Source organism: Legionella bozemanae (assembly GCF_900450575.1).
GTDB lineage: Bacteria > Pseudomonadota > Gammaproteobacteria > Legionellales > Legionellaceae > Legionella > Legionella bozemanae.
In genome coordinates this window covers 1,208,591-1,232,417 of sequence record NZ_UGGY01000001.1, presented here as the reverse complement: position 1 = coordinate 1,232,417, position 23,827 = coordinate 1,208,591, and the positions used below count along the sequence as shown (strand labels likewise).

Genomic DNA, 23,827 nt, shown 5'->3' with positions numbered 1-23,827 from the left:
AGCTTTGGCAATCCATACTTAGAGATTACTCTTTAATTTAGGCCGATGAGGAAAAAATGTGGCCATCCAAATAATCATATTAGTAAAGCCTATAAGTATGTTACGAATTACACGTGGTGTATATTCTATGATATCGTAATAACCACGCAAATCCAGCGCAAATACATCACGCATACTTTTCAGAGGCTTATCCTGACTAAATTCTTCTTGCCATAATGACCAAACATCTGCCCGTGCAAAAGTACACTGAATAAAATCGATATTTTGTCTCAAAGACAATTCGTGTAAATGAATGCCCGCATTGCGATAAAATGTATAGGCAATAGTTCCTGGGAAAGCAAATTCGTCTCGCCCGCGTTTGAGGAGAAGGAATATCTCTTCTCCTGTATGAAGCAAATCTTGCTCCTCCATTTGTATACCTACTCCTCTATCAGAATAATTCTTCAGGATACATTGATATACATGCCCATCAGAGCGCATGATTGCTGCTGGCATAATAAAAGATACACGCGGCGCCCTGCGTCTTTGTCTTGCCTCAATACTTACTCCCAGTGCACCTCCAAGAATAGCTATATTATATAAACACCAGGATGCAGTAATAAGAACAGCGATAATTGTTGCGACTGGCTCTACAGTCAAACGAAATCCTGCTGCGATTAAGCCAGCAATATTAACGCATAGTAACACTACATAAGGCCTGGCAGTCATCCAATCTACGTGCTCTTCTGCAATAAGATCCCCTTTAGGTGTGACATTAAACCTTCCCTTACGCGGGTTGATTAATGCCATAGTTGTAGGCACCGCAATATACCAGGCCATTACTGTTTCATAGATTTCATTCCATAAAAAATGGCGAAACCTGCCTTGAATCTGATTATTAGTCAAAACTGCATGAACAATATGAGGTATCGCATAAAGCAATATCATTACTCCAGAAGCATAGACTACATAAGCATTCAAAACTAAAAATGCTGCAGGGGTAATGAAAAAAATTAAGCGGGGAACTCCAGAAAGAAAATGCAGCATGGCATTAAAATAACAAAGACGTTGCCCCAAGGCTAACCCTTTACCGAACAAGGGATTATCCATACGTAAAATCTGTACCATACCGCGTGCCCAACGAATACGTTGGGCTACGTGGCTTGCAAGACTTTCCGTTGCCAAACCTGCTGCTAATGGAATACGAATATAAGCAGAATTGTAACCAAGACGTTGCAGCCTCAATGAAGTATGTGCGTCCTCAGTAACGCTTTCTACTGCCAGACCACCAATTTTTTCCAGGGCAGAGCGACGGATAATACCACTCGATCCACAAAAGTAAGTTGCGTTCCATGTATCATTCCCATCTTGCACCACACCATAAAACAAGGCACTTTCATTGGGTGTTTTTCGAAACGATTTCAAATTGCGTTCGAAAGGATCAGGTGAGAAAAAGTGATGTGGCGTTTGTAAAATCGCAAGATTGGGATCTTTTAAAAACCACCCCACAGTCAATTGCAAAAAGGGATGAGTAATGACGTAGTCACAATCAAAAATTACCACCAATTCACCATTTGAACGTTCTAAAGCATAATTAACATTGCCTGCTTTTGCATGTTCGTGGGTAGGGCGGGCAATATAATGTACCCCTACTTCCTCGGCAAATGCTTTAAACTCAGGACGGTTACCATCATCCAGAATATAGATATTTAGTTTTTCTTTAGGCCAATCCAAACCCAAAGCTGAGTATACCCCTGGTTTTAATATGTTCAGATTTTCATTATAAGTAGTAATCAAAATATCCACAGTTGGCCAGGTAGATTGATCAGCAGGTAGCGGCATTGGCTTACGATGTAGGGGCCAGATGCTTTGAAAATATCCTAATATCATAACCAGCCAAATGTATGTTTCAGCAAAGATAAGCAAGGTTCCAAATACAGCACTTACTGTATCATCCCATATTAAAGTATATGCATATCTCCACCATAAATACCGACATGAAACAATCACAGAAAGGACAATCAGCATAATAGTACTTACATGTCCTGGAGCTTTACGAATGCTCATAGCCATTGCCCACAGGAGTACTACAAAAATAAATTGTGCTATTGGTTGAAATGGCTGGGTAATACAAAGCACTAATAATAGGGCTGAAAAAATACTTAATATAATAAACAGAATACGACGTACCATACTTTTTGTTTGGTTAAAACGTCTTGCAGTTTGCTTTGCTACTTTATTGCCTTCGATCTTATCCGGAAGTCCTTCTATCCAATGATAATAATAATTAATTCCTCTTTGCAAAAGATTATTACTCGTTCTTCTCTTTTGTTCTGGATAAAACACAATAAGCCATAGACTTTGAATTAAATAACGAAATATATCTCCCGGACGAGGATGTTTTCGGGAAATATGTGGAAACCAAGTATGATGATTGCTTCGCACCCATTGCCAACGGGGTGATTCCAATCGTAAAAAAGTCCATGCAGTTATTTGCAATAAAATAACGCAAATTGCAGTAAAAAATGAAGCTTGATGATGAAGAAAATGTTGATAAATCTTTTCAACTTTTTTGTATGCATGACGTGACAAAAGCAAATGCAGGATCTTACTCATTTTGTATTTCCAAAATCATTGCTCATGCACCAATTAGCTAAGGCATTTATATCTTGAGCGATTAAACTATGCGCTTGATATTCTCCTATAGGTTTTTTAGCAGCGAGCGCCTCTGCAAGTGCCTCGTCACTATGAAGTATTACTGGTAAAAAATTTGCTAACAATCGTTGCCATAACTCATATAAATCTTTTTGCAATGACTTGGCTGCAGAATAATGGTTCATTAAAAAATAACACTGGTCTGGAATTTTTTGCTGATGCAAGCGAACGTGGCAGTTAATGTCAGGGGTTAACAATAAGAATGTGATATCTGCTCTATCTAATCCCTGTTGAGTCAATAAGGTAGTATCAGATGCCAGATCAAGTAAAATCCAACGATAATCATTTTTTGTGATTAAATTATCTATATTTTTTTTCCAGAAATCAGGATTTTTCTGGAATTCATTTTCCAAGTTAATACGCTCAGGCTGGGTGATTTTTCCAAAAGGCAAATAACTCAAATATTTGTTATAAGAGTGAATGCTTTCGCTCCAGTCACCATTGTCCTGATAAGAACGCGCCCAACCCCCTACCTGTTCAAATGGCATATTAAAATGCAAGCGCAATAAGTTATCCGCTGTAAAATCAATAACCAATACTGATTCATTCAATTGCGCTAAAGCCCAACCCAGGCCCGCAGCAATGGAGGTTACGCCTATTCCCGCACGGATTCCTTGTAACGCAATTACCGGCATGCTCTTGTCCTATTTATTTTTTTGAGCCAATTTCACTAAACTCTTTCAATATTTTCCATCGTTCGATTATTTCTTTGATAATTTCTTGTTTTGAAATATCTACATACATTAACTGAGTTAAAGAATATATCCTACTCAGTATGAGCAAATCATCCTGAAGCCCAAGAGATTTCAGTCCATGAGGATCTGATATCTGATTCTTCATAGTACACCCTGACAAACTGTGTATAAATCGGACTCACCCATTTAAACATAGCTTGCTTTGACAAAAAGATCAATTTTATCTATCTAGTTATGCTATTTTAAGGCTCTCCTCTATAAGGTCTGTTTACAATTCACTATCTTGAGCCAAAATACTGCGATTTTAGAGTATCGAAACAAAGCATACACAAAGTATGTGAGTATTAAAGTGCATACAAACTGCAGCCAGAAGAGTACAATTGTCAATAGAGCTTAAACATGGAAATTTTGAGTAGCCGGTGAAAGTGCTTCATGTCTTTTATCAACAAGTTCCTGTGCTTTAACAACAATTGGATTTTCTTGTAAGTTTTCATCTGGATGAGCTAACCGACAGAACTCTTTATATCGATCTAACTCTTGTTCCCGCATATAGAGTTCAAATTCCTTGTAAAATGCTTTTCCATTCTCTGGCCCAAGAATCTCAATAAATTGTTCATACAAACCTGTTTTGGGATTACTGTAAAAACAAATATCCATGAATTTTTTCTGGTAAATGGAAGAAAACTGGTAAGGCTCACCCACAATCTCAGGTATTTGATTAAACAGGATATTTACCCCTTTTGCCTGAGGCTCATTTTTTGCTTGATATAAAAGCTGAATCACTTCCTGGCGTTTTTCCTTCGGTACAATAATTGATCGGACCGCTGCAAACTTCTTGTTTTCATCATTTAAAAATGGAGCTCCGCCTACCCGCGCACCTCGTTCAGCAAGGGAGAGCTTCATACTTCCATCGGGCAAATCTTTTAAAGTGGCAAGAACACCATGTCCCCTAAAACCGGTTGCCTGAAAAACCATACCTTCACTATCCAAACGGTTTAATATATTCCCAACTGTTGCATCAGATTGGAGTTTATCTAACGCACCCAATAAATGTTCGAACTGCAAAGAATATTCTGGATGTTTCTCACGAATAAAAGCCTTTAAATATTCATTAAGAACCTGAACCCCTTCGTCGAATAAGCCTGAACCAAATTTAACATCCGCATCAGGAAATTTAAGAACTTCATTCAACTTTTCTCCACCAAAGATAAAGTACAGCCGTCGGCGAGCATAATATTCTTTATAATCAATTTGATAAGCATCAAAAAAAAGTTTGAGCGTTTCCTGAGGAAACGTATTCAATGGCGCGATTGTAATGACCGATTGAGCTTTATCGTTTTTGGCCAAAACATCCGCTCCTGCTGCTAAAAGTATAGGGATTGCTTCAGGATGTTGACACGCAACAGCTGCCAGTAAAGGTGTATTTCCCTCCTTATCTCTTGCTTCCATTAAATCAGTTTTTAACTTAGGATCTGAAGCAACTAAAGCCAGCACTTTCCCTATTTCATCTGTTTGCTTATGCTGAATTACTGTATGTAAGGGAGATTCCCCTTCATTATTTTTTTTCAAGAGCAATGCAGGGCTATGGGCATGAATATAGCTCATCGCATTTCCAAAATTTCCTTTGGCAAGCAATAAATGATAAGCAGTGTTTCCCTCATTATCTTGCTCTTCCAATGAACTCCCTTTTTGGTGGAAAAACTCAACAAGCTCATCAGAATTAACTTCAGCAGCAGCTAATAAAGGAGTTTTTCCTTTCTCATTCCTATCTTCTACTGAAAAATAACCCCTATCAATTACATGCTTCACAAGTAAAGGTTGTTGCGCTTTTATTGCAACAAACAATAAGCTATCCCCCTCACTATCCTTATCATGAATAAGAGAAAGATCCTCGATACTCAGGAAATAATCGATTAATTTTATATTACCTAAACTTGCAGCAAGTAGTATTGGCGTCATTTGGGATTCATTCGTTGCCGATAAGGAAGCGCCGTGTTTTACTAACCATTGTACCCCCTCTAAATCACCTCTTTTAACTGCATCAAATAAAGCCTGATCCTTTTCTGTGGAAGTACTTTTAGTTACAAGCAAATCAGCGATCTCAAGCTGTCTTGCTTCTAGAGCAAGTTGAAAAGCTGTTTTTCCCTGATTATTTTTCAGGTCTCCCGGAACACCGCGCCCCAATAAATAAGAAACGCAAGCCAAATGTCCATTTCGAGCAGCTAACGTCAACGCATTTTCACCCTTGTCATTAACTGCCATCAGATCAGCACCTGCTTTATCCAAAAACTCAAGTGTATCTAACTGTCCATTTCCTGCCGCAAAAATGGCTGCATTTTCTCCAATATTATTTTTTCGATACAGGTTACAACCTTTTTCAAACAAATATTCAATAATTTTTAAATTTCCTCTCGCAGCCGCAATCATTAACGGGGTATTGCCTTGATTATCTGTTACTTCTGCAGTGAACTCCGCAGGAAAAAATTGAAGTGCCTCCAATTGATTATTATATGCAGCAAAATGTACACCAGACCATCCATCTTTAGTTTTATGGCGAAGCAAACTTTCTTTATCCCTTGCTTTTTTTAAAAGAATTTCCAATGCTTTGACATCACCTAATGCACTAGCAAATAGTGCAACTTTCTCAATCCTTTCCCGACGGAAACTCATTGATGATAAGCCTTCCAATTTGCTATGCTGTCCCAAGAGAACCTGATTACATATGGGACTCAATTGAGACTGAGATTGTAATAGCGGCATTGTTTTAGATGATGAATATAAATAACAACATTCTAGAGGAGTGTATCCATTGTCATTGGAGACTTGAAAAACGGGCCTACCAAGTTCCTCTCCTTTTTTGATAAGTACCTCTAAAATCTCAGGTTGATCATATATCACAGCAAGATGTGCCAGCGTATTACCCTCTTCATCTGATGTTAAAAAATATTCCTCATCCAGGCTTGAAAGTAGCTTTTTAAATTGGGCCAAATTCCTTTGCTTTATCGCTGTTTTTAATGATTCTATTCTGCTCATTGAACATCTCATCTATCATTCTGTTAAAAGAAGTATAGTTGATATGTAGAAAGCGGAATGATTTAATATAATCCATTATGTGAAAAATCGACGCTGGACAAAGACAATTCACCCATTCTGATAAAGACTTAACTCACGTAATATTGCAGTGGCGTAAGCCCCTGCAGGCAGGCTAAAAGATAACTCCGCCAGATTATCCTTAATAACACATGCAAATTGTTCTACATGCAAGATATTAGCGCGCCAATCTTCCTCTAAACCATAATGTTCCAAACCTGCCAACCATGGCTGCCAATCAAGATAAGTTTTATTAACTAATTGCAATGCTTCATCTTTGATTTTGTTTTTACTTTTTCCAGGTAAAGGGCTCGCAGGAGAAATATCTTTATCTTTAATCCTTTGAAGTAATTTATCATCAATATGATCAATAGCAAAAATACTGTTTGATCCTTTAAGCTGCATCACATCACCAGGCAGAGGCATATTCCAGCATTGCTCCATAACACGACGAGATAAAATCAGATTGTAAATCCATGAACGTGCCGCAGAACAGTAAATACCCCGTAAAAATCGGTCTCTGACCCTATATCCTTGAACCAGCATTTTTTCGGCTTTCAGTAAATTAGCGCCATTACGACCAAATCGTTGCTCTCCAAAATAATTAGGAACACCATGCTCTTTAATTTGTTCGATGCGCTCCAGCAAATCTTTTTTATGGGAGATTTCACGCAAACGTATAATAAATTGATTGCCAGTTAAAAATCCTGGCCTCAATTTTTTATGATGACGCGTCCATTCCAAAATACGCCAACCTGACGCCGTAAGTTGTGAAATTCCCGGAATCTGCTCACCAGGAGCATGAATACTCAGCCATTGAGTAGCTCGTGCTTGTCTATCTTTTAATCCGGAATAACCAATTGATTTTACTGGTTTATTCAGTAATTTTGCTAAAGATTTAACTACTTCTTCTGTCGTAACTCCAGTTTTTTCTATTCTCAAGACAATATGTTCTCCCTCTCCAGAAAATGGACTATCAAAAAATTCATTCACCTGAAAATCTTCTGGACTGCATTTAAAACGAGCTGTGGACTTTGGCAGTCCATTAACATATGGCCAATTTAAAGAATACATAATTACCTTACTGAAACTTATCCTAACCTTTTCAAAAATTTGATAAAAACTATATAAATCAAAATTTTTTAAGTGCATACTTAATGAACCTGTACAATCTACATTAATTGTTACTAAATGGATAGATTAACAATGAATGCATCATTTCCACCGATACGTAAAGCAGTATTTCCTGTTGCCGGCCTTGGGACGCGGTTCTTACCCGCTACAAAAGCAGCCCCCAAGGAAATGTTAACTGTAGTAAACAAACCTTTAATTCAATATGCAGTTGAAGAGGCCTATGCTGCCGGTATACGCCAAATGATCTTTGTGACTTGCCATAATAAACGTGCTATTGAAGATCATTTTGATCTTGCCTATCAACTCGAGAATGAACTGAGTCTTCATGATAAAAATGAGATTTTAGCTATAGTTCAATCAGTAACGCCTGATGATATGGAGTGTTTTTATGTTCGTCAGGCCAAGCCTCTCGGCCTAGGACATGCAGTTTTATGTGTGGAACAAATCGTTTGCAATGAAGCATTTGCTGTAATTCTTGCGGATGACTTAATGACGAGTACGACACCAGTTATCCAACAGTTGATGCAAATGTACGAGCTATACGGTCGGAGCATTGTTGCAGTAGAAAATATTCCTCAAGAACTCACAGAGTGTTATGGTATTATTCAAGGTGCACCCTGGGATAAAAACCTTTTGAGCATACATCATATGGTGGAAAAACCTAAACCGCATCTTGCTGCATCAAATATTGCCATTGTCGGGCGTTATATCCTAACCCCAAGTATTTTTAAGCAAATCAAGAAATTACCACATGAAAAACATAAAGAAATTCAATTAACTGATGCAATTAATGGGTTAGTAAAAGAAGAAACTGTTTTAGCACTTCCCTATGAAGGGAAACGCTATGATTGCGGAAGTGTTCTTGGCTTTCTTAAAGCGAATGTAGATTTGGGGAAGAAACATCCGACTGAAGGAGAAAATTTTACCAAGTGGCTTTTAGCTTAGATTATTTATTAATTGGGAATGTATATGGAACAACTTACAAAAATGAATTCATGGAAAAAACTCGAAAAATATGCAAAAACATACATTAACCAAAGTTCTGAAACAAAAAATTATTGTGTATCCAGCCACAATATTACTCTGGATTACAGTGAGCAACATATTAATGGCCAGATTCTAGATTCACTTCTTGAACTTGCTCATGAGTGCGCTTTGCTTGAACATATTAATGCCATGATGGCTGGAAAGCCTGTTAACAATACAGAAAATAGACCCGCCTTGCATACAGCACTTCGCGCCCCAGAAAATAAAGTCATAGTGGTTAATGAACATAATATCATCCCTGAGATAGTTCATGTTCGAAATACGATGAAACTAATTTCTACAAAAATCAGAAATGGAGAATGGCTAGGTTATTCTGGAAAACCCATTACTGATGTAGTGAATATAGGAATTGGCGGCTCTATGCTTGGCCCTTTTTTTTGTATTAATGCATTAACTGACTTAGTAACAGACAGATTAGGATTTCACTTTATTTCCGACATTGATCCAAATGCATTCTCACGTGCTACTACAAAACTAAACCCAGAAACTACATTATTTATTGTTTCCTCGAAGTCATTTACTACTCCAGAAACATTGTCTCATTATCAAAAAGCTTTATCTTGGCTAAATCAAGAGCAACATCATAATCAACATTTTATTGCCGTCACCGCAAATGTTGAAAAAGCTCAAGAAATGGGTTTTAAAACCATTCTTCCTATATGGGAATGGGTTGGAGGGCGTTATTCCTTCTGCTCAGCCATTAATTTGATTTCCTGTATCGCCATTGGTTTTGAACATTTTTCAGAAATCCTTGCTGGGGCATATCAAATGGATATGCATTTTTGCACGGAGCCTTTTGCAAAAAACTTACCCGTCCTTATGGCATTATTGGGTATATGGAACATTAATTTTTTAAACATTAATAACTTGCTGGTCATGACTTACTCCCAAGACTTACAGTATTTTGTTCCCTATCTTCAGCAACTTGATATGGAAAGTAATGGCAAATCAATAAACAAGCAAGGCCGTACAGTTGATTATGCGACAGGACCCATTATATGGGGTGGCCTAGGCAATCATGCACAACACAGCTACTACCAGCTTTTGTGTCAAGGAACACATAAAATAGCAGCTGATTTAATTAACGTTCAAACGTTTGATGATAAGGTAATTAATAAAATGTGTCGTGCCCACAAAGAGGTATTAACGAAAGGTGGAAATCACGGAGAAAATCCCCACAGTTATATTGCCGGCGAAATACCTATCAATATTCTCTCTTTAACTGAATGCTCACCAAAAACTCTTGGTTCACTAATTTCTTTATATGAACATAAAATTTTTGTCCAAGGTGTAATTTGGAATATAAATTCATTTGATCAACCCGGAGTCGAAAGCTCCAAGGAAATAGTTCGACAAAATAATTGGATTAGTGAATGTTCATAGGCAGATTCAGTTTATTATCCTGGAAAAAACAATTGAAACCGTAACGAGCAAATTAAAGGTGCTGAAGATGATGGATTTTTTTGAATTTTTTCGCGAAAGCAGTAGTCATTACTACGGTGAGCGAAAAAATTCAGAAAAATCTGGCAGATTGGGTGCTTTTAGCTTGCGCAGCAGGTTTCAACTGTTTTTTCTAGGATTATTGTTTAGCTTAATAGCTTTAAAAGTTTATGCCATTGATATCAATCCAAAACAGCTTTTATTGGATCAGGTCATTTGGGGTGAAACCTATTATAGAGATGATTTTGTAAAAAACTCTCTTGATCGTTTGCAATTAATCGCTCCTAATGATCCCGAGGTTCTTGAAGCTCGCATCAAACTTGCGATACGTCAAAAGAACCTTATTCTAGCAGAAGAACTACTTGAGGAATTAAAACAAAAAGCCCCTGATTCAGTTGAATACAAACAAGCTAAAATGAGTTTACTCCTTACACAGCCTGAAACAAACCTAAAATTGCAACAGGCAAGAATAATGGCGATGTCTGGACACCTCGATTTGGCTAAAGCTCAATATGATGCTCTTTTTCATGGGGTTTTTCCCACTCCAGAATTAAGTACTGAATATTGGCGTATCGTCTCAAGAATACCTTCTCAGCGTCAAAATGCATTTAAACATTTGCAAGAACTTTATAATTTTTTAAAAGCACATAACGTGTATTCGAATAACAACAACCAGGATAATTGGTCTTATGCTCTCAAAGAGAGACTGGCAGAATTATGGGTTTCCGGTGGTGACACTGCATTTCAAGCCGGTAATATTGATTGGGCACAAAAACAATATCAGCAAGCCCTAATTTTAGATAATAGGAATTATGATGCTTGGGTCGGGATAGGCGAAGTAGCATTTGCCCGCAAAAATTTCGTCAATGCAGAACAAGCATTTAAACACGCTTTGGTCATTAGCCCTGGAAAAGGTACTGCAGTTTTTGGGCTTATCGGCATCTACAAGCGTCAATCATTACAAAAGGCCTTAAATTACCTAAATAGCTTGCCTGAAGATCTAAAAAGCAAATTTAAAGATGCTCAACTTAGTTTGGAAAGCGCTTTATTACAAGAGCAAGCGGAACGTCTTGAAAAAGCCAACCAATGGAAACAAGCTATAGAAAAGTACAGGCAAGCACTAAAAATTGACCCAGATAATGTTTGGTTAACTTATCATTTCGCCTTAGTATTGAATCATGAAGGCCAGTTCAAAAAAGCACATGATTTATTTAAACAGTTGATAGCGAAACAAAGAAAAAATCCGATTCAAGTATATGCTTATGCCCTTTATTTATCGAGTATCGACCAATTACAACAAGCTCTGAATCATCTCCATACTCTGCCACAAAAACAATGGAATGAGGGCATGCGTCAATTGGCAGAACGCCTGACTACGACATTGATTTTACAACACGCCCAACAATTACGTGACAGTGGTGATAATCAAGGTGCCGTAGCTTATTTAATGAGTCAAACACAGACCACACCTATCAAACTCACTTTAGCAGATTGGGCTTTGCTCGATGGCGAATTTGCAAAAGCATTGAATTATTATCAAGATGTGAAAACTCATGAACCTCTCAATGCTGATGCGAATCTTGGGGTTATAGAATCACTTATCGCTTTGGGAAATAAGAAAGAAGCGTATCAATTGCTGGAACAGCAGCAAAATCTTAAATTAGCTTTTAATCTTAACATGCAAAGAAGGTTAGCAAATGCCTGGAATGCTGTAGGAAACTCTCAAAAAGCATTAACTATTTTCAACCATCTCAAACAAGAAAGTATTAATGTGGCACCTAGTCAGGATAGTGCGCTTATATTTCGCGATGCTGCTCGTTTGGAAACACAACTTCGCATGCCCAAATTAGCTCAGGAAGATTACAAAAAGGCAATGGTTCAAAGCAGTATTACTTCAATATGGCCTGCAAGCAACGATTACTATACCTGGTTAACTCGGAATCATATAGAAGATGATTGGCTTAAACGTAGTATTCGATCTGAGGCGGCTCTACTTTATCGGCAACAGGAAACACGGATTACTGTAGATGAAGATTATTGGCGGTTGCCAGGTTCAGCCGGTACCTCTGACCTGCGGGCTGAAGATACTATAGCGCAAGCAGATTGGGCATACTCGAATGGCCGTGCATTTTTTAGAGCTGACAAAATCAATTTAGGTGCAGGAAGTTTTTCTCCAATCGATGGAGTTTATTTTGATGATTTTGGTACTTGCGACATCAACGGATGTACTACGGGTATTAAACAGGCGACAAAAGGTATTGGCTGGGATGGAGGATGGCAAAATCCTCTCTGGGGATTTGATATTGGACAAACACCCATAGGATTTCCCGTGAAAAATTGGATTGGCGGCATCAATTACAGCGGTGAAATACGGCATGTGGGCTGGACAATTACCGCATCCCAACGACCTATGACTAACTCCCTGCTTTCTTTTTCAGGAACTGTTGATCCAAATACGGGAATCGTATGGGGAGGAGTAGTTGCTACCGGACTTACTTTGTCGCTGAGTTATGATCGCGGCGAAGCACATGGCTTCTGGGCTAATATCATTGGCAGTAAGCTAACCGGAAAAAACGTAGTATCTAATACACGTATTCTTTTATTAGATGGTTATTATTACAAAATTATTAATGAAGATAACCGTCGTCTTTCCATTGGAATCACAAACATGGTCTGGCACTATGAAAAGAATCTATTTGGATATAATCTTGGGCAAGGCGGGTACTTTAGCCCTAATTTTTATGTATCATTTTCACTCCCGATAAATTATCGCAGGCGTACTGCAAACTGGTCTTATGAATTAGGCGGTTCGGTAACCTATTCGCGTGACTCTACCCAAGATATGCTTGCTTATCCCTTACCAAACCTGATTCCAAATTTTGATCCTTCGCAAAACTTCATACAAAAAGGTGGACCTGGCACAGGCTATGGTTATTCTGTACTTGCATTGGTAGAGCGTCGACTTGGCTCACATTTTGTTATCGGTGGATGGATAGATATCCAGCAATCAACAGACTATACCCCAAGCCATGCCGCTCTTTTCCTGCGCTACTCATTGGAGGGCTGGCAAGGAGATATGAACATGCCTATTATCCCATTAATACCCTACTCCAACTTTAGATGAAATATCTTGAGTATATCCTGGCTTGCAGCCAGGAGGACTAATCGTCAGCGGAGCTTCAAGCAACCTGGATTTAAATTTACATCAAGACCATTTTTTAATAAAAAAATCATAGGAGTTGATGAGGATTCTTATCAGGTTATTAATCAACATGCACAATTAACTGAACTTGGCAGCGCATTCATGAAACCACTCGTGCTTGCATGTTTTAGATTAACTCGCTAGTTAAAATTTAGACTTACTTGTGCCGCAGATTAGCAAGTAGACTGATTGTTCGCAATCAGGATTGGCTGTGAGCAGCCAGACTTGTATCTTTAATCTGTAAGCAAATCATTCGGGAGGTAGGCCACAAACTATACCTCACCCCCCAGCATATAATTTAGAAATTATTGAGGATAAGGTACCCAGTTAGTGTCACCTTTTAATAAAATATAAAATTTATCTTGATATTTCATCACCGTAACACCTTCATTAGATGAAACAAAAGGAGTTTTTGGTAAATTTTTAGTTAGTGTTTCTAAATTTACATTTTCCTGATTGAATATCTTTCCATCTACTAAACGCGCAATTAATTCTGAAATAGCCAAATAACTGCTTGGATCATTTATTTGTATTTGAGTAGGTTTTGTTTTCAAACCAATAAATTTAATTCCAACAGGCACATGCGTAATGCTTGGACTAGGAATGTCACGTAACCCTGGCATTTGTAATTTATCACCAACAAGATTAGCCCCATGTTCTGGGATAAAAACTACAACTGCTTTACGACCCGAATTTTCCAATGCAGTAAAGAAATTCATCGTTTGATCAAAAAGTTTCTTTGCCCGCGTCCCGTAGGGTGCAGGCGAATTTTCACCAATAAATGTATTGCCATCATGAAGCGAAATTTCATTATAATAGGTAGCATTGCGTTTCTTGCTTGAGTCATTCTGTTGCTTAAGCCATTTATCCAATAATTGACCATCATCTGAAAGCAGTTTTCCATCAAATGAAACAAGATCAGGGCGTATACCCGCACGTGACATTAAAGGTACGTCCTCTAAACCGCCATACTCTTTTATCTCTTTGAGAAAATCACCAAACTCACCTTCGTGATCAAGCATCATTTCAGGAGAAAAACCAAGTTTGGCTAAGTTATCCAAAATATAACAATTTTCAGCCACAGGCTTATAAAGACCAGCATGAGGTGTTTCACCACAGCTTGCACGTAATAAGCGTATGGCAGCAGGTCCACTATATGAAGCAGCTGAATTGAACTGATTAAAGAGAATATCAAATTTACTCCATAGAGGATGATCTCTTAAATGCACTGCATCGATATCTGCCCATGCAAGAGAACACACCTGAATCAATATGATATCAAAAGGCAGTGCATCAGCAGAAAGAGAACTTGGAAAAACGGTATGTAATCCTTTTTGCTGCTCATAAAATTGATTCAAGTATCTATTGAGATTTTCATTAGTAGGCGGCAAATTACTGTTAAGTTCTGTTGTCTCGCTTGTGTTAGCCTCTGTTCCAGCTTGCACGTTATTCGTAGCAGTCTTGCTTTCTACTGGCAAAAGACTAATAGCTGGGCCGGTTAGAGTGAGAATATTTAACCAAATTAAAGCAATTACCGTAAATGTAGTAATGCGAATCCATTGAGAAAGAAACAAGTAAGCGACTAAGAGAATAAAAGCCATACCTAGGAGTTGCCAATTAATAAAACGATTTAATAGCTCAAGGAGATAATTCGAACTAAATGCAAAAAGGTTGGTACCTTGACTCATAATTGAACTTAAACCAGGTAGCCACGTATCGTGATAAAAGAGAGCGATACCTATTGGAATAGCTATCCAATTACGACAGCGATGAAGAAATGTTGATGGTAAAGGAAATAATAAAAAAGCCAAAAATACTAGATTAATAAAAGGATGAAAATTTAAATATCCACCCCATAAAAGAGCGAACTTCAACAGAAAATAATAGTTCCAACCATTAATATCACGCCATTTTACAGGGATTTTTTCTTGCGTCTGAACTGTTTCCATCATTACTATTCTTTGTCCATAATAAAATAATTGATAAATTGATATGCCCAACTGACTTATCAAAATCCGTTCGCACAAAGCAGGCATGGCAGATATATAGGATTAAATCCTTTTTAATTTTTTAGTGTAACAGGATATATAAGATATTCAATGTAAAATGGTTATTTTGCAGATACTTTCTTAGATCCATTCTTGACATAAACCCATGCATCTTGGTATTTTTGAGTAAAATTTAAAATATAAGACAATATGTTTAAAAATAAAACCATTTCAATTATCGGTGCAGGTCACTTGGGAAGTGCTGTAGCACGCGGCCTCATTAAAAGTGGACATCCTGCAAATTCCATAATATTTAGCAATCGAGATCCCAGTAAATCAGAGCGTTTGGTTAAAGAACTAGGGGTGCTGTCAGCAAAAAACAACACTGACGCAGTCGTAAACGCTGATATCCTCATTCTTGCTGTAAAACCTCAGTTTATGCAGAATGTATGTCAAGAAATTAGTTCAACCATACAACAAAGACAACCTGTTTTTATTTCTTTAGTGGGTGTAATAAATATTGATAACATAACTCGTTGGCTCGACAAGAAAGATTTAGGCGTTATTCGTGTTATGACCAACACCCCCACTGAATTTTGCAAAGGAACATCTGCTTTATTTGCTAATTCCTCTGCAGGCTCGGAACAAAAATTATTAGTTGAGAGCCTTTTTAATGAAGTAGGTTACACATTTTGGGTTGAAAAGGAATCCATGCTTGATACGCTTACTGCCCCTATCGGATGTGCACCAGCGTATGTCTTTCTCTTTCTTGAGGCATTGCAAAAAGCAGCAGTCAGTAGAGGCATTCCAGAAGAGCTCTCCGAAAAAATTGCCTTAGAATCTGTTTTTGGTGCTGCAGAATTAGCTAAAAAATCAGGACGTTCTTTTGCCCAATTAAGGGCGGGTGTTAGCACCCCTCACGGAGTGACAGCCCATTCTTTGGAAAAACTATCTTTTCCTGATTTTTTTGATCTTTTTAAGCAAGTCTATGCAGCGGCTGAAGAACGTATTGAGCAAATAACGCAATCATTAAATACTGACACTTAGCATTATGTGGCGCGTAGCCTGAGGGTAGCGCTACGCTGCACCCAGGCTACGTTCTATGATGGGTAATCAAGCTCAGAACGCTTTAGCTAAGATTGGATACTGGCCTAACCCAAGGATGTAACTTAACTAAAGTTGCTGGTAACTTAGTTATATTACGCTGTGCCTCAGCCCTACTTTCAAACTCTCCAACAGTCAGTATATACCATACACCTTTTGCATTAGTGAAATGTCTTATTTTGGCATTTTGAGTGAGTAATTTATTGTTCTGTTGAAAACGCTCTATATCATTTTTATTATGGCTGGCAGCAACCTGTATGGTATAAAGAGGCTTACTTGCATTTGAGGATGAATGATCTTTTTCATTTTGTTTTGCTGTTGGAATCTCGACTGTTTTTGATTCCCGTGTCAGATCAGCTTCTGGACTTTCCCGTTTAAACTCAGACTCAGGAATTCTAGGCTCTTGCTCCGTTAAATTTTTCATTTGTAATTTGGGAATCACAACAACCTTATCAATAATTGCAACAGTATCACTAGACATCTCATCATTGAGGTCATCCAAAATTTGTTTTTTTGGCAAAGCAGCATAGACCAATTGTCGCGTTGAAGAATCTTCCCAAGAAGGGATTTGACTCACTAATACTTCAGGCTGCACTTGCTGCTTCGCTATTACAGCTTCTGTGCTTTTATCTTGTATTGAAGAAGTTGTCTCTAAATGATAAAAAGATGAAAGATCATAATTTCTGGCAAAATAAAAACCAATAAGTCCGGTGATCACAGCCACGCTGGCGGCAATACCTATTTTTTTTATCAGTTTTCGTGGCTCTTTTTTCTTTTGGGTAGCACACTTAAATATAAATGATTCCAAATTATTATTAATTTTTGCTACGTTTCCTTTGGTAAGTTGATAAAACTGCTTAAACTGTGCATCAGTTAAAGGTTTACTGATCAAATGTGCGGCCATGGCACGTTGCAACACATAAGTCCTTGTTTCGTGTTCATTTAGTGCCCCCAATTCTATGCTATGGACTAAATTATCAAAAAACGAAGCGACTAAATTATTAAGCGTTGCCACAATTGAGTAATCCGATATAAGGCAAAGATGGAAGAAGCTAAAATTTTCTTGATTTTTTATTGCCAACATTGCTTCTTTAATTAGAGACTCAGGTAAATGTTGTGCATCATCAATCAATAGCAAGACATGTGCCTTACGTTCATTAATTTGTGCAACTAAAGAGCTAATATCTGTATTTTCATCATGATTAAGATGTAGTTGGCTTGCAATTTCTTGGATAATGTTTTCTCTATTGCAAGGAGGCTTTACTGTCATAGAAACAGATTTGATTTGTTGATCTAAATTACTTTGCAACAAAGTACCAAAAGAAGTTTTACCCCCTTCTTTCTCTGATAAAATCGTAATAAGCACATTGTTAAAAAGAATTAAATGATTAATGAAATCAATCTTAGCGAGCCAAGATCCAGGTTTAAACAATACTCTTGGTTGAATTACAGCCGCTACCTCAGACTGAATTACTCCCTCTTTCATTTTGGTTCTCCTCTACAGCCGCATCAAGTGCATTATATAAACAATCCTCTGTTACGCCGGCTTCAAGATAACAATCACCGAGCTTTTTAATCAGCACAAAGCGTAAACAGTTATTTTTAATTTTTTTATCCGATTGCATTAATTCTTTGAGTTTTTTCAAATTAATAGTTCCTGGAATTTTATGTGGCAAACCTGCATAGTGCAGAATTTGTTCTATTTGGTCCACCAATTGCTTATTAACTAAATTCATTTTATGCGACAAAACCGCAGCACAGTATAAGCCAATCGCTACTGCTTCACCATGTAACCATTGTTGATACTGAGTGTAAGTTTCCAATGCATGAGCAAAAGTATGACCGAGATTCAGTAAGGCTCGCTGTCCAGCTTCCTTTTCATCGGTTTCAACAAATTGGGCTTTGATACGACAACACTCAGCAATTAATTGCGGTAATTGCGAACTTTTGGCGGTTAATCCCTGCTGGATAGCATCACTTAACAATTTGAAAAACTCACCTCCGGCAAGTAACGCATATTTTATCATTTCCGCCAACCCGGCACGAAACTCTCTTTCTGGAAGTGTGTTTAATGTATTCAAATCAATAATCACTGCTTGAGGTTGATAAAAACTGCCAATCATATTTTTACCCAACGCATGATTAATTCCCGTTTTTCCACCTATAGATGCATCGATTTGTGCTAATAAAGTTGTGGGAATTTGAACCAGTTTTACCCCGCGTTGATAGGTTGATGCTGCAAATCCAGTCATATCGCCAATCACACCACCACCTAAAGCTATAAGTGTTGTATCTCTATGATGTTTGTTTTGGATTAATGCATCATAAATAGCAAATAAGCTTTGTTGATTTTTATAGTGCTCACCATCTTCTAAAATCAAAACATCACATTGAATTTCAGAGAAAGCAGCTTGCACATACTTTAAATAAAAAGGAGCTACAGTCTGGTTGGTAACAATTAGAATCTGCGAAGAGGTTACAATCGTTTGCAAAAAATCCAAGCTTTGCAAACCATTGCGACAAATAATAATGGGATAGTGATGTTCAGTTAAAGAGACATCAACTTGTTCATAAACCTCAAAGTTCGCCATAAATATATTTTATTATATTATTTGCAACCGCTTTGACTGTTAATTTATCGGTTTCAAAACTAACATCAGCTAACTCATTGTAGAATGGCTCGCGCTCATCCCTCAATAACTCCAATCTTCCTTCAAGATCGTTTGTCTGCAGTAAAGGACGCTTGGTATCCCGCTTCGTTCTTTCGAATTGTTGTTGTAATGAGGTTTTAAGATAAATTACAGTTCCACGCCCTGCCAATGCATTTCTGTTTTCGGGAGTGATTACGACACCACCACCTGTTGCCAAAACAATATTGGTTTTTTGAGTTAATTCTTCAATAACTTTTTGTTCACGGCGCCTGAAACCTTCTTCACCCTCAATATCAAAAATCCAAGATATATCGGCACCAGCGCGCTCTTCAATCACTTCATCCGAATCAAAAAATTCTAACTTGAGCTCCTTTGCCAAAGCACGACCTATAGTGCTTTTACCTGCACCCATGGGTCCGATGAGAAAAATATTTCGTACTTTAACTATGCTCATTTTTTATTACATACCTCTTTAACTGAAATGTCATTAATTAAAGATCGAGTCCAAAATAACTTCCCATTTTAGCATTAAACTAAAGTATGGTAATTTGCCAAAATGGGATACTTGGGACCCAATCCTAACAGTATTTTTCGCAGTTAGAAATTCCCGCCCATTATTCTACAACAAATGAGCATATTTTATAACTATTTACTCTTAATCATTTATATTATATCACTTTCATTAAAAAATAAGCGTGTAGAATCATGCTATAGTACTAAAAATTTGTAGTTCCTGATGCAGCAAAACGTCCGAGTTAAGCTGTGATTCTTCGCTCAGGACAACCGCCTCTAATTTTTGAACATAAAACCACTCTTTCTACCTACTTGCCCAGTTTACCCAGTATCCAGTTGATCATACATGAAGACCAGTGCATTCTGTACTTAGAGTGCAAAATATAGGCATGTTGATTCAGCTTGATCATCCTACCCTAGGAATTCTACTCTTAAACTCAATGTTTCAGTTCATTGCAATTTTTTGACCTATTTTTCATCAAAGCGAATTGGTTTTCTACCTTCAATTGTCGTAATCGATAATGAGTTTGTGATTATTTTTGGCGTTATAAAAATAAGTAACTCATCGTTTTTAAGGGCAATTTGTGTATTCTTAAATAAATTCCCCACTACCGGCAACTGCCCCAAAAAAGGTACTCTGGTAATCGTTTTGCTCTTATCCTGCTGATAAATACCACCAAGTACTATAGTTTGTCCATTGCTAACAAGCACATTCGTCTGAATTTCTTTAGTTGCAATGGCGGGTACTCCATTAAATGTGAGGTTAGGTAATGCCGTATCCTGATTAATTTTCAGCTCCATCAGGATCTTACTATCAGGAGTAATTTGCGGCGTTACTTTTAAACTTAATACCGCTTTTTTGAAAGCTACAGCGGTCGCGCCACTTGAGGTGGCTTCCTGATAGGGAATCTCTTGTCCCGAATCAATTACAGCAGGCTGTTGATTTGCTGTTATAAGTCTCGGACTGGATATCAATTCGGCAAGGCCCTCGCTTTCTAAAGCAGACAGTTCAAGATCAAGTAAAATATTATCGCCAAGCTGCGCTAATGCGATACCGATAGAAGCAGGTGTCGCGCCCATCACCGGAGCAGCAACTAAATCCAGGTTTAATCTGTCTGTAAATGGTACGACATTTGCCGGAGCAACTCCTTGTGTCAACTGATTGGCACCAGCCAAGGTACCACTTAAATGAGTTGGCTTGGAAACACCCCAGCGAATACCAAGATCTTGAGCAAAATCCTTGGTCACCTCGACGATACGCGCCTCTATAAGCACTTGTTTGACGGGTACATCCAACTGTTTGATCAACTCCCTGACTTCATTTATCCGAGTTCCACTGTCTTGAATCCAGATGGTATTTGTTCGCGTATCAACACTTACTCGGCCTTTCTCCGATAGAAGAGAATTTTGTTTGTCTTTAATCAAAATCGCAAGATCTGTGGCTTTGGCATAATTGATCTGGATGAGCTCTGAACGTACTGGCTCAAGCTTTTGAATAGCGCGTTGTGTCTTCAGCTCCTCTGCCTCCATTTTATCAAAAGAAGCTTTATAGTCGATCAACATCACATTCCCTATCTGACGCTTCACTAAACCTTGTGTCGTCAAAATAATATCCAAAGCTTGATCCCAAGGAATATTATTTAACCTAAGGGTAATATTACCCTTAACTTTATCACTCACTACAATATTGATTCCAGTAAAATCAGCCAGCAACTGCAATACAGCTCGTATACTGATGTTTTGGAAATTTAAAGAAATTCTTCTTCCAGAAAAAACCTTCTTTTTCAATTTGGCCTGTTGCGCCTCTTCTGGAGTCAAAGGAAATACATCAACCATAAATTGCTTATTAACCTGATACACGTATTGGCCAAAAGCGCCTGTACCTGCTAATCTCATATGTGCATTTTTACCTTTTTGTTGAAAAGTAACGATTTGTACAGGGCTACGGAAATCTGAAACATCAAAACGTTTCCTTAAGTTCTGAGGAGCTTTCGTATTTAAAAATTTAACTAAAATTTCTTTATCATGCTCTTCGACCTCAATGGGGGCAGTGGTACTGGAAACATCCACTATTGCTCGACCGCCCTGCCGCTCAATTCCTCGAAAATCAAAATGAGTGAGCTCATAATTTGTTCTGACTGGACGATGGGTGATTAGAAGCTCTTTAGGGGGTTGGAATAACTCATTACTTTTGCCATTCAAAATAAGAGTATATACATTTCCAGAAATTGAGCCTAAATAAGGTACTGCATAGTTTAAATCCAATATAGCCCGAACACGGGTGCCCACTGCAACAACAGTATATTTATCAAGAGAACCTATTTTAATTTCTTTTGTTTTCTGTTTGGATGGTAACTGCAGGTTAGAATCAATAAAATCAAGGATTATACGCGCCGGACTTTGGGTCACAAAGCTTGCAGGGTCTCGCTTTATAGGTTGCGCAAACTCGAAGTCCATACGCAGCTTTCCCTGTGGTAAAGGAATTAACTTGACTGATACCAAAGGATTATTCTGGGCAAAAGCCATCCCTAAGCCCATACTAATTAAAATGAATAAAACAACAATTCTCCGCACTTTTGCTCCTACTTCCCAGTATATAATTCAAGCGTCATTTTATGTTTCTCCCACTCTCCTGATTTTTGTGTTGTTTCTATTAATTGAATTGAATCATTTTTAATTGATACAACACGGCCATAATTCTGGCCCATATAATTACCAATTCCCACATGCGTAATGTCTGAGCTGGGGAGTTTGATCAATGCCCATATTTCATTTCCTCGCCTTAAAGTGCCTACAAATTTTAAAGCATCCAAAGGATAAGCTTCCCAAGGCTCTTTCGGCCTATTTTTATCCGGGGCATTAATATCAACCTCTTTCTTTTTTTGAGTTATAGGCTTAAATGGATTGCGCCTATTGCCATTATCAGGAAATTTAAAAGTAGGCAAAAGCGCAAAAGAAGGGATTGGTTCAATCTCTCGTGTTTTTCTGTGTTTTGCCTCGTTGATATAGCGCACTAGATCATCATGATTACCGGAACAAGCAATCAGCAATAAAGACAATGAACAGATACAAACAACTCTTTGTGTTCGGTTTATCATTGTGTGCGATATCGATATATTTTAGCTGTGATGTTCATCACCAACTCATCCTCTGAAACCACTTTGTTATCTTTGGAGGACAACCCTGCAATACTAAAGTCATGTAAGGTTACAATACGACTCATTTCGGCGACCCGACTTATAAACATTGCCAATTGAAAATAAGTTCCTACTACTGAAATTTTTATGGGACGCTCAACATAAAACTCATGTACTACCTCAGGTTGTGGCGCGAATAACTCAAACTTTAAGCCTGATGCTACCCCTGTTTTGGAAATATCTTCTAATAAACCGGGCATCTGATTTTTTTCCGGAAGCTGTTTGAGCATTAATGCAAAACGCTCCATCATAACTTGCAGTTGCAGACGATAGGCTGGCAAATTAAATAATTGGCGTTGCTTGTTTTCAAAATCTGCTTTTAAAGTAGCCTCCTGCCCTTTTAGCTTATTATACTGAGCAAAATTGTCTTGTATGATTAGCCAATAACCCAGAGCAATAATTAAAATATTCACTCCCATAAAAATGCAGGTTTTAACCACTACGGGCCATTGCCCAACATTTTCCAGAGTTAATTCACTCAGGTTAATGTTATTCATCGTATTATCCCGATCTGGAGAGGGGCAAGCACAAAAGTTAATTTAAATTCATTATTAGCTGTGTGCTGTTTCTTTTTTTCATCCTCTTCTTTCTTGATTTCACTAAGAAGAGGATTATGAAGCCAGTCATTATTTTCTATATTCCTCATTAATATGGAAACAAAAGCATTTGATTCAGTATAGCCAGAAACAGTAATGACATCATTTTTCCCTTCTACCTGAGTTAAATAGATTCCTGATGGGGTTATATTGATCAATTCATCAAATAAATGAACCATTAAAGTTCGTGTGGATTGTAAATGCTGAACTATAGACATTCTGGAAATCATCATTTCCCTAGCTTTTTGCAAATTTTTTATTTCTTTTATTTGCGCATCCATAGAATTAATTTCTTTCTGAAGTATCTGATTCCGCGTGACTTGATTCCTTACCAAGCCTGAAGCATATGAGTTAATTAAAAATACAATAAATGCTGCGGCGACAATGCACGCCAGTAGTATCGTTGTAAACAGCTTTTTTTCCTGCTCCCGCCTTAACTCCCGCCAAGGAAGAAGGTTAACTTGCGTCATATAATC

The 23,827-nt window shown here is 37.8% G+C and carries 17 protein-coding genes; 4 read left to right on the top strand and 13 right to left on the bottom strand.

The features are described from left to right. Window positions 1–18 precede the first annotated feature (18 nt). The 5 genes from bcsA to truD form a co-directional block, all read right to left on the bottom strand. Window positions 19–2,595 carry a UDP-forming cellulose synthase catalytic subunit gene (gene bcsA / locus DY223_RS05235; protein WP_058460420.1) on the bottom strand — a complete coding sequence of 859 codons (2,577 nt, stop codon included), beginning with the start codon at window positions 2,593–2,595 and terminating at the stop codon, window positions 19–21. After that, on the bottom strand, window positions 2,592–3,329 hold the full coding sequence (gene bcsQ, locus DY223_RS05230) for a cellulose biosynthesis protein BcsQ (protein WP_058460419.1): 738 nt from the start codon (window positions 3,327–3,329) through the stop codon (window positions 2,592–2,594). Before bcsQ ends, bcsA begins: the two co-directional genes overlap by 4 nt. A gap of 13 nt (window positions 3,330–3,342) precedes the next feature. Then, window positions 3,343–3,534: a cellulose biosynthesis protein BcsR gene (gene bcsR, locus DY223_RS05225; RefSeq protein ID WP_058460418.1), complete on the bottom strand. Its 192-nt coding sequence runs from the start codon at window positions 3,532–3,534 to the stop codon at window positions 3,343–3,345. Between the two features lie 248 nt (window positions 3,535–3,782). After that, window positions 3,783–6,422, bottom strand: a complete 2,640-nt coding sequence (locus DY223_RS05220) for an ankyrin repeat domain-containing protein (RefSeq protein WP_058460417.1) — start codon at window positions 6,420–6,422, stop codon at window positions 3,783–3,785. Between the two features lie 108 nt (window positions 6,423–6,530). Beyond that, a complete protein-coding gene (truD, locus tag DY223_RS05215; RefSeq protein WP_058460570.1) occupies window positions 6,531–7,553 on the bottom strand; it encodes a tRNA pseudouridine(13) synthase TruD in 1,023 nt (340 codons plus the stop codon). Between the two features lie 132 nt (window positions 7,554–7,685). Between truD and galU the strand changes: the two genes are divergently transcribed. From galU to bcsC, 3 genes are all read left to right on the top strand, one after another. Next, window positions 7,686–8,558, top strand: a complete 873-nt coding sequence (galU, locus tag DY223_RS05210) for a UTP--glucose-1-phosphate uridylyltransferase GalU (RefSeq protein WP_058460416.1) — start codon at window positions 7,686–7,688, stop codon at window positions 8,556–8,558. A 24-nt stretch (window positions 8,559–8,582) separates the two neighbouring features. Next, window positions 8,583–10,043: a glucose-6-phosphate isomerase gene (pgi, locus tag DY223_RS05205; protein WP_058460415.1), complete on the top strand. Its 1,461-nt coding sequence runs from the start codon at window positions 8,583–8,585 to the stop codon at window positions 10,041–10,043. A 67-nt stretch (window positions 10,044–10,110) separates the two neighbouring features. Next, complete coding sequence (gene bcsC, locus DY223_RS05200; RefSeq protein WP_235810554.1) at window positions 10,111–13,224, top strand: cellulose synthase complex outer membrane protein BcsC; 3,114 nt, start codon at window positions 10,111–10,113, stop codon at window positions 13,222–13,224. A 383-nt stretch (window positions 13,225–13,607) separates the two neighbouring features. Here bcsC and bcsG read toward each other — a convergent pair whose 3' ends face one another. Then, window positions 13,608–15,254 (bottom strand): cellulose biosynthesis protein BcsG, encoded by a 1,647-nt coding sequence (gene bcsG / locus DY223_RS05190; RefSeq protein ID WP_058460568.1) that lies wholly within the window; start codon window positions 15,252–15,254, stop codon window positions 13,608–13,610. A 246-nt stretch (window positions 15,255–15,500) separates the two neighbouring features. On the opposite strand from bcsG, the gene proC reads away from it, so the two are divergent. Continuing rightward, window positions 15,501–16,337: a pyrroline-5-carboxylate reductase gene (gene proC / locus DY223_RS05185; RefSeq protein WP_058460413.1), complete on the top strand. Its 837-nt coding sequence runs from the start codon at window positions 15,501–15,503 to the stop codon at window positions 16,335–16,337. Window positions 16,338–16,419: 82 nt separating this feature from the next. Here the strand turns inward: proC and DY223_RS05180 are convergent, their stop codons facing one another. The 7 genes from DY223_RS05180 to DY223_RS05150 all read right to left on the bottom strand — a co-directional run bounded on the left by DY223_RS05180 (window position 16,420) and on the right by DY223_RS05150 (window position 23,821). Beyond that, window positions 16,420–17,880: an SPOR domain-containing protein gene (locus DY223_RS05180; protein WP_058460412.1), complete on the bottom strand. Its 1,461-nt coding sequence runs from the start codon at window positions 17,878–17,880 to the stop codon at window positions 16,420–16,422. Further along, the gene (gene aroB / locus DY223_RS05175) at window positions 17,855–18,985 is read right to left on the bottom strand and encodes a 3-dehydroquinate synthase (protein ID WP_058460411.1); all 1,131 of its coding nucleotides are present in this window, start codon (window positions 18,983–18,985) and stop codon (window positions 17,855–17,857) included. The genes DY223_RS05180 and aroB overlap by 26 nt, the downstream gene beginning before the upstream one ends. Further along, on the bottom strand, window positions 18,972–19,499 hold the full coding sequence (gene aroK, locus DY223_RS05170; RefSeq protein ID WP_010653139.1) for a shikimate kinase AroK: 528 nt from the start codon (window positions 19,497–19,499) through the stop codon (window positions 18,972–18,974). Before aroK ends, aroB begins: the two co-directional genes overlap by 14 nt. A 527-nt stretch (window positions 19,500–20,026) precedes the next feature. Next, window positions 20,027–22,132 carry a type IV pilus secretin PilQ gene (locus DY223_RS05165; RefSeq protein WP_058460410.1) on the bottom strand — a complete coding sequence of 702 codons (2,106 nt, stop codon included), beginning with the start codon at window positions 22,130–22,132 and terminating at the stop codon, window positions 20,027–20,029. An 8-nt stretch (window positions 22,133–22,140) separates the two neighbouring features. After that, window positions 22,141–22,656, bottom strand: a complete 516-nt coding sequence (locus DY223_RS05160; protein WP_058460409.1) for a pilus assembly protein PilP — start codon at window positions 22,654–22,656, stop codon at window positions 22,141–22,143. Continuing rightward, window positions 22,653–23,252: a type IV pilus inner membrane component PilO gene (locus DY223_RS05155; RefSeq protein WP_058460408.1), complete on the bottom strand. Its 600-nt coding sequence runs from the start codon at window positions 23,250–23,252 to the stop codon at window positions 22,653–22,655. The genes DY223_RS05160 and DY223_RS05155 overlap by 4 nt, the downstream gene beginning before the upstream one ends. After that, complete coding sequence (locus DY223_RS05150; protein ID WP_058460407.1) at window positions 23,249–23,821, bottom strand: PilN domain-containing protein; 573 nt, start codon at window positions 23,819–23,821, stop codon at window positions 23,249–23,251. Before DY223_RS05150 ends, DY223_RS05155 begins: the two co-directional genes overlap by 4 nt. Between the last annotated feature and the right edge of the window lie 6 nt (window positions 23,822–23,827).

What these genes read in the sequence shown, in the direction of transcription:
- bcsA (WP_058460420.1), bottom strand. Translation starts at nt 2,595, where the DNA reads ATGAGTAAGATCCTGCATTTGCTTTTGTCACGTCATGCATACAAAAAA.
- bcsQ (WP_058460419.1), bottom strand. Translation starts at nt 3,329, where the DNA reads ATGCCGGTAATTGCGTTACAAGGAATCCGTGCGGGAATAGGCGTAACC.
- bcsR (WP_058460418.1), bottom strand. Translation starts at nt 3,534, where the DNA reads ATGAAGAATCAGATATCAGATCCTCATGGACTGAAATCTCTTGGGCTT.
- DY223_RS05220 (WP_058460417.1), bottom strand. Translation starts at nt 6,422, where the DNA reads ATGAGCAGAATAGAATCATTAAAAACAGCGATAAAGCAAAGGAATTTG.
- truD (WP_058460570.1), bottom strand. Translation starts at nt 7,553, where the DNA reads ATGTATTCTTTAAATTGGCCATATGTTAATGGACTGCCAAAGTCCACA.
- galU (WP_058460416.1), top strand. Translation starts at nt 7,686, where the DNA reads ATGAATGCATCATTTCCACCGATACGTAAAGCAGTATTTCCTGTTGCC.
- pgi (WP_058460415.1), top strand. Translation starts at nt 8,583, where the DNA reads ATGGAACAACTTACAAAAATGAATTCATGGAAAAAACTCGAAAAATAT.
- bcsC (WP_235810554.1), top strand. Translation starts at nt 10,111, where the DNA reads ATGATGGATTTTTTTGAATTTTTTCGCGAAAGCAGTAGTCATTACTAC.
- bcsG (WP_058460568.1), bottom strand. Translation starts at nt 15,254, where the DNA reads ATGATGGAAACAGTTCAGACGCAAGAAAAAATCCCTGTAAAATGGCGT.
- proC (WP_058460413.1), top strand. Translation starts at nt 15,501, where the DNA reads ATGTTTAAAAATAAAACCATTTCAATTATCGGTGCAGGTCACTTGGGA.
- DY223_RS05180 (WP_058460412.1), bottom strand. Translation starts at nt 17,880, where the DNA reads ATGAAAGAGGGAGTAATTCAGTCTGAGGTAGCGGCTGTAATTCAACCA.
- aroB (WP_058460411.1), bottom strand. Translation starts at nt 18,985, where the DNA reads ATGGCGAACTTTGAGGTTTATGAACAAGTTGATGTCTCTTTAACTGAA.
- aroK (WP_010653139.1), bottom strand. Translation starts at nt 19,499, where the DNA reads ATGAGCATAGTTAAAGTACGAAATATTTTTCTCATCGGACCCATGGGT.
- DY223_RS05160 (WP_058460409.1), bottom strand. Translation starts at nt 22,656, where the DNA reads ATGATAAACCGAACACAAAGAGTTGTTTGTATCTGTTCATTGTCTTTA.
- DY223_RS05155 (WP_058460408.1), bottom strand. Translation starts at nt 23,252, where the DNA reads ATGAATAACATTAACCTGAGTGAATTAACTCTGGAAAATGTTGGGCAA.
- DY223_RS05150 (WP_058460407.1), bottom strand. Translation starts at nt 23,821, where the DNA reads ATGACGCAAGTTAACCTTCTTCCTTGGCGGGAGTTAAGGCGGGAGCAG.